This window comes from Brucella haematophila (genome assembly GCF_005938105.1).
Taxonomy (GTDB): Bacteria; Pseudomonadota; Alphaproteobacteria; order Rhizobiales; family Rhizobiaceae; genus Brucella; species Brucella haematophila.
The window spans coordinates 45346-54237 of record NZ_VCPE01000024.1 but is presented as its reverse complement, the minus strand read 5'-3'; the positions used below and the strand labels follow the sequence as shown (position 1 = coordinate 54237).

The following is an 8892-nucleotide window of genomic DNA, read 5'->3' as shown; positions in this document are numbered from 1 at the left end:
AGCCAACACTAAGTCAACCACTTTCACCAGAACTCAAGGACGAAGCAACCTGCCGCTAGCAGCGTCGCCGCCCTCGTTGTGGCGCTATATAGGCCCCCAGCTCTCAAACTGTCAACACGCGTTTCACCAAAAAAGCGATTTTCTTTTCCACAGCCAATATGGTGTCTTTTAACGTAAAATCAACCGACAAAACCTGTCGATTCGAACAGTTGCGACAAACATATGACAATCAAGGACATACCGTATCGCATTGCCGTTGATGGCGGAGGAACCGGATGCAGGGCAATCCTGACGGACGGAGCCGGAAACATTCTGGGCCGCGCCACCAGCGGTCCAGCCAATATTGGCGCCGATACGCCAGCCGCTCTCGCACATATAATAGAAGTGACAGAACAGGCCGCTGTGAATGCCGGGCTCGACATTGCAGTCTTAGGTGAAGCACGTGCAGTGCTGGGTCTCGCCGGGGCCAACTCATTGGCCAACCGCGAGGCGCATTATAATGCGCTGCCTTTCGGGCAAGTCAGGATCGTGTCGGATGCGGTCACTGCGCTGCAAGGCGCACTCGGCGATGGCGACGGCGTGATGGTCATTGTCGGTACCGGCTCGGCCTTTATCAAGCGTACAGACGAGACCGTTGAGATTGTCGGCGGGCGTGGCTTCATGCTCAGCGACCATGCGGGCGGCGCGCGGTTGGGACGCGAGCTGCTGGAAGAAGCATTGCTCGTTGCAGATGGCATGGCCGCGCGCAGTGAGTTGATCAACGCGGTACTCGCACAGTTTAAGAATGATGCGCGTGAGATCACCACGTTTTCTCGCGGGGCTACCGCTGCCGACTACGCTGCTTTTGCGCCATTGGTCTTTAAATGGGCGATGGAAGGTGACCCTGTCGGCCTTTGGATCACACAACGAGCCTGCGATTCCCTCCGTCGCGGACTGGATCGTCTGGGCGTAGAGAAGCTTGGTCGCTTCAGCATGACCGGCGGGCTGGCGAATGCCTATGCCGCGCTGCCCTGTCTGCCGTACCGCGCACTTTATAAGCAACCGCTTGGCGATGCTTTGCAAGGCGCATTGGCGCTAGCTTTGCGGGACGGCCAATAAGATGAGCCGGCGGGGCGAAAAGACTTGTCGCAGCTCGGTTTAGCCGCTACGCTTTTTATCTGAAAGTCTCGCAGGGGTGGCATGCTTACCAAGAAAGGCAAATACGGCCTGAAAGCCATGGTTCATCTGGCGGGAATTGCCGATGGACAACTGGCCTCAGCCAGTGAGATCGCCGAAAAGCATCATATTCCGCGAAAATTCCTCGACAATATTTTCACCGAGCTGCGCAATGCCGGTTTCGTCGTCAGCCGCAAAGGCAAGGGCGGCGGATTTTGTCTGGCACGTCCGGCCAATGAAATTGCCATCGGCAATATCATCCGTGCGCTGGATGGCGCGCTGGCTCCCATCGCCTGTGCAAGCAAGACCGACTATCACCCTTGCGACGACTGCGACGAAGAAGAATGTGAAGTGCGCCTGATGATGCTGGATGTGCGAGAGGCCATTGCCAATGTGCTGGATCACCGCACGCTTGCCGACAGCAAGGCGCTCGCCTCGCTGTCGGAGTAGGCGCGAGCTTAAGCGGCAACCGACCAGTTCGGGAACGGATCGGTCAGCGCCGACCAGCGTTCTGGCGCAAAGGTTTCATCTTCCACCAGACATGTGTCCAGCTCGGCGGTCAGCGCTTCCTCGCGCATCGGATCGACACCGATGAAGACGATCTCCTGACGGCGATCACCCCAGACCTTGTGGAAGTAAGGCTCCATCGCGCTCGTCCAGCCCGGCTCGGTCGGCCAATAGTTCCTCGGCACCGCCGACCACCAGCGCCCGCGCTTGTTTGTGCGCACCAATGCGCCAGCCTGACTGATCTCGCCGACGAAATCCGGCTGGGTCGCCAGCCAGAAGAAACCCTTGGCCCGCACAACGCCCGGCCAGCTCTTATCGAGAAATGACTGGAACTTTGCGGGGTCGAAAGGCCGACGCGCGCGATAGACGAAGGAACGAACGCCATATTCCTCGCTTTCCGGCACATGATCGTTGAAGCCGTAAAGCTCCTTATACCAAAGCGGATGTTCATGCGCCTTGTTGAAGTCGAACAGGCGCGTGTCCAGTATGGCATCCAGCGGAACCTGCCCGAAATCAACCTCTTCGATACGCGCATCGGGGTTGAGCGAATGAATGACCTTGCGGGCCAGATCTCGCTCTTCGGGCGACGCCGTCGAAACCTTGTTCAGCACCACCACATCGGCAAACTCGATCTGCTCGACTAGGAGATCGACAAGGGTTCGCTCGTCTTCATCGCCCAGCGACTCACCCCGGTCGCGCAGAAAATCGTTCGACGCATAGTCTTTCAACAGATTGGCCGCATCCACGACTGTCACCATCGTATCGAGCCGCGCCACATCGGCCAGGCTCTTGTCCTGTTCGTCGCGAAACTCGAAGGTCGCCGCCACGGGCAGCGGCTCCGAAATGCCTGTCGATTCGATCAGGAGGTAATCAAAGCGCCCCTGCTCGGCCAGTTGTGAGACTTCCTTCAGAAGATCGTCGCGCAGCGTGCAGCAGATGCAGCCATTGGTCATTTCCACCAGCTGCTCTTCGGTACGCGAGAGATTGGCACCCCCTTCGCGCACCAGAGACGCATCAATATTGATCTCGCTCATATCATTGACGATGACCGCAACGCGGCGCTTCTCGCGGTTGTTGAGCACATGATTGAGAAGCGTCGTCTTTCCGGCACCGAGGAAGCCGGAAAGAACTGTAACGGGAAGCCTTTTTCTCATGACACCGTTCCTTGAATTCAGAGGTTGGGTTGGGGTCAGTCGTGATGATGCTGATCGAGATTGAAGGTCAGCGTAGTGAAGTAGCTGAGCTTGTCCGCATCGCTGGAATCGGGCGTGGGGCTGGAATGAGCGGCCCCGACGACATTCAGCCCCGCATTGCGGATTTTGATCGTGGCCATGCCCTCGGCATTGGTTTTCACCGGCGCGGCGTGGCTGTCAGTGACGTAATCCGCCGTGACGGAAACCCCTTCCACGGGCTTGCCGTCGAACAGAACCTGCACCGGCAGATCATTGCCCGCTGCAAGAATCGTCGGATCCACCAGAGGCACGATTTCGAAAGGCAGTCCCTGAGCTTGCGGCTTCTTGCGCAGGTGATCGAGTATGGCGACCGCGAATTTCTGGCTCTTGCTGGATTGCTTTGCGCCGGGCACCTCGGCTTTCGGCTTGTTGACCCATTTGCCGTCCGGACCTTCGGCCCAGAAACCGTTATCAAATATAGTGCTGACGACCACTGCATTTTCCGGCACATCGAGAAGGGCATGGTCGTCCTGCCGCCTGATCTCGACGGCCACCGCCTTGCCATCCATATCCTTGGCGGAAACCGTCTTGAGTTTTTGCGGATCGTAAGCCTCATCGCTGGCACCGTGACCATAGACCACCGCCTGCGTGCCGTGGCGCTCAGCAATCCAGATGCCATGTGCGCCGGCGGTAACAGGTGCCAGCAAGATCGCCGCCAAGCCTACCGACCACAGTTTTGAGAAGTTGTGCATCTCTCCATCCTTAATGTTATATCATTACATTCGAAGTTCAAAAAACAGGCGGCAACGCCGCCATTGACGGATTATCTTGCGTCGGGCCACCCGAGGGAATGGCCCGACGCCGTTGCGGTTGCAAACAGGCTGACACCGGGAACGGTTCCCGCTTCAATCTGATCGTCGGAACCGCTCTATCTGTTTGTATTAAGCATTTCCGAACGCAAAACCGCTTTACACTTTTGCTGGAAATGCTCCGGGAAGGGACAGCAACCGCAGCTATTACGAGGACAGGCAACCTTTCAGCGAATCCGCCAGATTGCGGATCAACTGCGGATAAAGATCGGGGCCGTCCTTCAATTCTGCGCCAAGCGGATCCAGAACGCCGGTCTTGGCATCCGTTCCATCGATAACCGTATTGACGAGTTTCGGTTCGAACTGGGGTTCAGAGAACACGCAAGCCACCTTGAGCGACTTGATCTTGTCGTGGATCTGCTGGATGCGGGCAGCACCGGGAGCCTTCTCCGGGCTGACCGTGATGGAGCCCGCAGCCTTAACGCCGAAGCGGTTTTCAAAATACTGATAGGCATCGTGGAACACGACAAACGGCTTGTCCTTCACCGGCTGCAATTCCGTCGCAATGTCCTTGGTCAGTGCGTCCAGCTTTTCGGCATAGTTCTTTGCGTTCTGCTCATATTGTGCAGCATGGGCCGGATCATTTTCGCTCAGAACCTTGGCAATGTTGGTGACCAGCACCTTGCCATTTTCCGGATCGAGCCAGAAATGCAGATCATATTCGCCGTGGTGATGATGCTCATGCGCGCCTTCACTCGCTTCGGCAGCGTGATCATGACCAGCTTCCGCTTCCTTCTTGTCATCATCGTCATGCTTATCGGCATGGTCGTGGCCTTCATGGGAGTGTCCCTCGCCCGCTTCCGAATGACCTTCACCCTCATGGCCATGATCATGTGCCTCGAACGGACCGCCTTCGCGGAATTTCAGCCGTGTCAGCCCTTCCGATTCACCGAGCGCGACGACCTTTGCGCCTTCGCCCAATGTGTCGATTGGCTTGTCGAGGAAGGTTTCCATCGACGGGCCTGCCCAGAAGATCACCTTGGCATGTTCGATGGCCTCCGCATCCGAAGGCTTGAGGCTATAGACATGCTCCGAACCCGCGCCCTGCACGATCAGTTTCGGCTCGCCGACGCCCTGCATGACAGCAGAAACAAGCGAATGGAGCGGCTTGATCGAAACGACAACGCCGTCTCGTTCAGCGGCAAAGGCGCTGCCGCCCAGACCGGTGAGAAATGCGGAGGCGAGCAGCAGGGAACGCAAATGTTTCATGTTATCTCTCTTGAATGAGCGGGGATGAACATCATATCTGATGATATGTTATTTTATTACATCAGTTGCGTTATGCTATAACGTCTGCCATAAGGTCAAGCAACCCTTTTTTGGAGAAATTCACCCCGGCTTTTTTGGCGATATCGCATTCATCCTGAAATTGCTGTCCTGTGTGACAGCATGGGCGGGTGGATTTCATAATCGGGATATGGCGTGTCACGCCGCCCGAAAAAGACGCTGGGAAAAAGTCCGAATCGGCGGATGATCCGTTAGAACGCGTATCGATCTGACTGAATGAGATCGATACGAAGATACAGGTAGCGAAAGCCCCGATTGCAATGGTCAGAAAGAATACAATCCCCGCCAGCCAGGCCACCAGTCAGGCGCGGGAAACGCTGATTGAACTGAAGAACGCCGGTGTTTATCGCGACGGGCGCTGGCTTGTGCGCAATGTCGATCTAAAGGTCGAGCGCGGTGAGATTGTCACGCTCATCGGGCCGAATGGCGCGGGCAAAAGCACCGCCGCCAAGATGGCACTGCGCATTCTCAAGCCCGACGAAGGCGAAATCATCCACAAGCCCGGCCTGCGCATCGGCTATGTTCCGCAGAAGATCAATATCGACCGCACCCTGCCGCTTTCCGTCGAGCGTCTGCTGACGCTGACCGGCCCCTTGAGCAAACAGGAAATAGCTGCGGCGCTTGAAGCGGTCGGTATCCCGCACCTCCTGAAAGCCGAGACGGCTCATCTTTCCGGCGGCGAATTCCAGCGCGCCCTGATGGCGCGTGCGCTGGCGCGAAAGCCGGATATCATGGTGCTGGACGAACCTGTACAGGGCGTGGACTTTTCCGGCGAGGCCGCGCTTTATGAACTGATTGCGCGGCTCCGCGACGAGACCGGCTGCGGTGTGCTGCTGATCTCGCACGATCTGCATCTCGTCATGGCGGCGACTGACCGGGTCATCTGTCTCAACGGTCATGTCTGTTGCAGCGGAACCCCGCGCGACGTGACGGCAAGCCCGGAATATATGCGCCTGTTCGGCAGTCGCGCCGTTGGGCCGCTCGCCGTCTATGAGCATCATCACGATCACACGCACCTGCCAGACGGGCGCGTGCTGCACAGTGACGGTTCGGTGACGGATCATTGCCATGCCGATGACGGTCATCATCACGAGCACGAGCACGAGCACGAGCACGAGCATCACCAACATCATCATGGGGAAGGTGTACACCGTGCTTGACGACTTTTTCACCCGCGCTTTGATTGCCGGTATCGGGCTGGCGCTGACGACTGGCCCTCTCGGCTGCTTCATCGTCTGGCGGCGCATGGCCTATTTCGGCGACACCATGGCCCATTCCGCCTTGCTTGGCGTGGCGCTGGCTCTGATCTTCGACATCAATCTGATGATCGGCGTTTTCGCTGTGTCGGTCGCGATTTCCGCGATCCTGCTGCTCTTGCAGCGCCGCCACACATTGTCGGCGGATTCGCTGCTCGGCATCCTGTCCCATGCCACGCTGTCGCTCGGTCTGGTGATCGTCGCCTTCATGACTTGGGTTCGCGTCGATCTTCTTTCTTTCCTGTTCGGTGATCTTCTGGCCGTTTCGCGGATGGATATCGTCTATATCTATGCTGGCGGCGCTTTCGTTCTCGCTATACTGGCCTGGTTGTGGCGGCCCATGCTGGCCGCGACCGTCAGCGAAGATATCGCACGGGCCGAAGGGATGAACCCCGCCGTTTCGCGCGTCATCTTCATGCTGCTTCTGGCAATCGTGATTGCCATTGCGATGAAGATTGTCGGCATTCTGCTGATCACATCCCTGCTGATCATACCGGCTGCGACATCCCGCCGTTTCGCCTCCACGCCTGAGCAAATGGCGGTGCTTTCATCGCTGATCGGCGCGGCAGGCGTTGTCGGCGGGCTTTTCGGCTCCATCCATTTCGACACGCCGTCAGGCCCTTCCATCGTGGTCGCGGCGCTTGCCATTTTCATTTTCAGCCTTCTGCCCTTACATAAGAGAGCTGAGGCCACACCGGAACGGACTGCTGAACAATGAGCACGCATCACCACCATCATCACACGCAACAGGATCTGACCCGCAACCAGACCCTCGTTTTCGATGTTCTGTCCAAGGCGGAAGGGCCGCTCAGCGCCTATACGATACTCGACCAGCTGCGGGATGACGGCTTTCGCGCGCCGCTTCAGGTCTATCGTGCACTGGAAAAGCTGCTCGATTATGGACTTATCCATCGCCTCGAAAGCCTCAATGCTTTCGTGGCCTGCGCGCATCCGCAATGCCATCAGCAGGGTCTTGTCGCCTTTGCGATCTGCGAGAAGTGCGGTCAGGTAACTGAATTTTCCGATGCTGCGATCGAAAATCTCGTCAGCGCCTGGAGCCTGCAAAACGGTTTCAAGTCGCGCAAGACGACGCTCGAACTGCGCGGCTTGTGCCAGGCCTGTGGCGATCACTAGGTCCCCCAAGCCTAACAAGAGCCTAACCCATTGGAAGTACCTAATTTTGGAAGTGAAACTTTAAAAGTAACGCTTCGGAAATCGAAATCTGCTAAAAATACCTAGTTCAGGGGATTAGTGGGTAAGATTTTCATATGGCGCGCATGAAGTCGCCGCAGGAGCGGCGCAGGGAAGAAAGACAGAGGACAAGGTTACGTTCGGGGAAACTGATAGACCTGGACGGACAGTTTATCGTTGAGTGCCAGTTCAGCGACTTGTCCCCTCATGGCGCCAAGCTGAGAACCATGGAAACCCCGACCTTGCCCGACAGGTTCTGGCTGTTCGACGACTATTACAAGCGCGCCCTTCTGGCCCGCATCGCCTGGCGCAACGGCCGGGAAATCGGCGTCGAATTGATCACCGATCCGACCGTCACACCGCTGGACAGCGAACGGCTGGCCCAGCTTGGCGGAAAATACTATTCGCTGTGAGCCGCCTGCCCATTATTGATATTGGCATTGGCCTGCTTTCCGGGCGTCTGGTTGGCCGGGGCGGTTGATGTCGGCTCGCCGCGCATGTTCATGGCGCGGATTTCTTCAGCAGAAATATAGTTGAACTGCTCGACCAGCAGGTCCTTGATCACCGGTTCCGGGAACCGCGCATTCAGGTCTGAGATGATCGAGGCGCGGACATCCTCGAACTGCACTTTCTCAACCTCTTTCGTATCCGAATAGCTGCCGTAGAACTTGCGGAAAATCTCGTCGCTGATGAACAGCTCCAGCGGCACGCTCAGCTTCTTGCGGATATTCGAATCGACCGTGTAGACGAGCTGAGCCACGACATAGCCCGCGACACCGCCATTGGAGATGATCGGCACGCTCATCACGTCCGTCTTGACGTAATCCACGCCGCCGAAGCCGCCAACAGCGGCCTGCGTCTCACCGGACGATCCCGCATTCTGACGGGTCGCCATAAACAGCGACCCGAAGGCGACAGCGCAAATCCACAGGCCAATGACGAAAATGCGGATCATCGCGCGTGACCGAGCCTCGCGCTCTGCATGGAATAGGTGCCGTCGGCTTCCTGCGTTTCCAATGCGCCGCGGATCACGTCGGCAAGCTCACCGACTGCGCGCAGATGCAGCTGCAACGCTTCACAGTTCTTCTCAAGCTTCTGCTTCAGGCTGTCGAGCAGCGGCTGCAAGCCTTTCAGCGACGCAGGCTCGGCCAGACCGGCAGCCTTCTTGATAGCCTTGTTGAAATCATAGAGGCCGCGGCTTTTGCGCGAATTGATTTCAGCGAGATCGGGATTGCCACCTTCCATGAGAAGGCGCGTTTCGGTATCGATGACGTCCTCAAGACGCTGGATTGCACGAACCACCGGCTTCAAAGTCGGGTTCTGCACCGGTTCCATTGCCAGTTCCGACTTCGCCAAATCATGCACCTGTTCGCTCGCCTGGGCGAGAACCAGCGATTCTTCCGGCGGCAGGCTGGTTTCAGAGCTTGTCTCGGTCATTTCAAGGTTCCTCAATTT

11 protein-coding genes are annotated in these 8892 nt (G+C 57.4%); 6 read left to right on the top strand and 5 right to left on the bottom strand.

All coding sequences use genetic code 11. The features are described 5' to 3' along the window. Positions 1-222: 222 nt before the first annotated feature. Positions 223-1098, top strand: a complete 876-nt coding sequence (locus tag FGI60_RS24190) for a BadF/BadG/BcrA/BcrD ATPase family protein (protein ID WP_138787318.1) — start codon at positions 223-225, stop codon at positions 1096-1098. Positions 1099-1179: 81 nt separating this feature from the next. Next, positions 1180-1605: an RrF2 family transcriptional regulator gene (locus tag FGI60_RS24185; protein ID WP_138787317.1), complete on the top strand. Its 426-nt coding sequence runs from the start codon at positions 1180-1182 to the stop codon at positions 1603-1605. 8 nt (positions 1606-1613) lie between these two features. Here the strand turns inward: FGI60_RS24185 and zigA are convergent, their stop codons facing one another. The 3 genes from zigA to znuA form a co-directional block, all read right to left on the bottom strand. Continuing rightward, on the bottom strand, positions 1614-2816 hold the full coding sequence (zigA, locus tag FGI60_RS24180; RefSeq protein ID WP_138787316.1) for a zinc metallochaperone GTPase ZigA: 1203 nt from the start codon (positions 2814-2816) through the stop codon (positions 1614-1616). Positions 2817-2851: 35 nt separating this feature from the next. Continuing rightward, entirely contained in the window at positions 2852-3586 is a 735-nt protein-coding gene (locus FGI60_RS24175; protein ID WP_138787315.1) for a DUF4198 domain-containing protein, read from the bottom strand. 264 nt (positions 3587-3850) lie between these two features. Next, on the bottom strand, positions 3851-4912 hold the full coding sequence (gene znuA / locus FGI60_RS24170; RefSeq protein ID WP_138787314.1) for a zinc ABC transporter substrate-binding protein ZnuA: 1062 nt from the start codon (positions 4910-4912) through the stop codon (positions 3851-3853). Positions 4913-5250: 338 nt separating this feature from the next. Between znuA and FGI60_RS24165 the strand changes: the two genes are divergently transcribed. The 4 genes from FGI60_RS24165 (at position 5251) to FGI60_RS24150 (ending at position 7850) form a co-directional block, all read left to right on the top strand. Further along, complete coding sequence (locus FGI60_RS24165; RefSeq protein ID WP_138787313.1) at positions 5251-6150, top strand: ATP-binding cassette domain-containing protein; 900 nt, start codon at positions 5251-5253, stop codon at positions 6148-6150. Then, entirely contained in the window at positions 6125-6964 is an 840-nt protein-coding gene (gene znuB, locus FGI60_RS24160) for a zinc ABC transporter permease subunit ZnuB (protein WP_138787312.1), read from the top strand. The genes FGI60_RS24165 and znuB overlap by 26 nt, the downstream gene beginning before the upstream one ends. Next, positions 6961-7380 carry a Fur family transcriptional regulator gene (locus tag FGI60_RS24155; protein ID WP_078340887.1) on the top strand — a complete coding sequence of 140 codons (420 nt, stop codon included), beginning with the start codon at positions 6961-6963 and terminating at the stop codon, positions 7378-7380. The genes znuB and FGI60_RS24155 overlap by 4 nt, the downstream gene beginning before the upstream one ends. Positions 7381-7514: 134 nt before the next feature. Next, positions 7515-7850, top strand: a complete 336-nt coding sequence (locus tag FGI60_RS24150) for a PilZ domain-containing protein (RefSeq protein ID WP_078340886.1) — start codon at positions 7515-7517, stop codon at positions 7848-7850. Here the strand turns inward: FGI60_RS24150 and FGI60_RS24145 are convergent. Together FGI60_RS24145 and FGI60_RS24140 are read right to left on the bottom strand one after the other, a co-directional pair. Further along, on the bottom strand, positions 7838-8392 hold the full coding sequence (locus FGI60_RS24145) for a hypothetical protein (RefSeq protein WP_138787311.1): 555 nt from the start codon (positions 8390-8392) through the stop codon (positions 7838-7840). The genes FGI60_RS24150 and FGI60_RS24145 overlap by 13 nt on opposite strands. Continuing rightward, entirely contained in the window at positions 8389-8772 is a 384-nt protein-coding gene (locus FGI60_RS24140; protein WP_374844094.1) for a flagellar protein FlgN, read from the bottom strand. Before FGI60_RS24140 ends, FGI60_RS24145 begins: the two co-directional genes overlap by 4 nt. Positions 8773-8892: the final 120 nt, after the last annotated feature.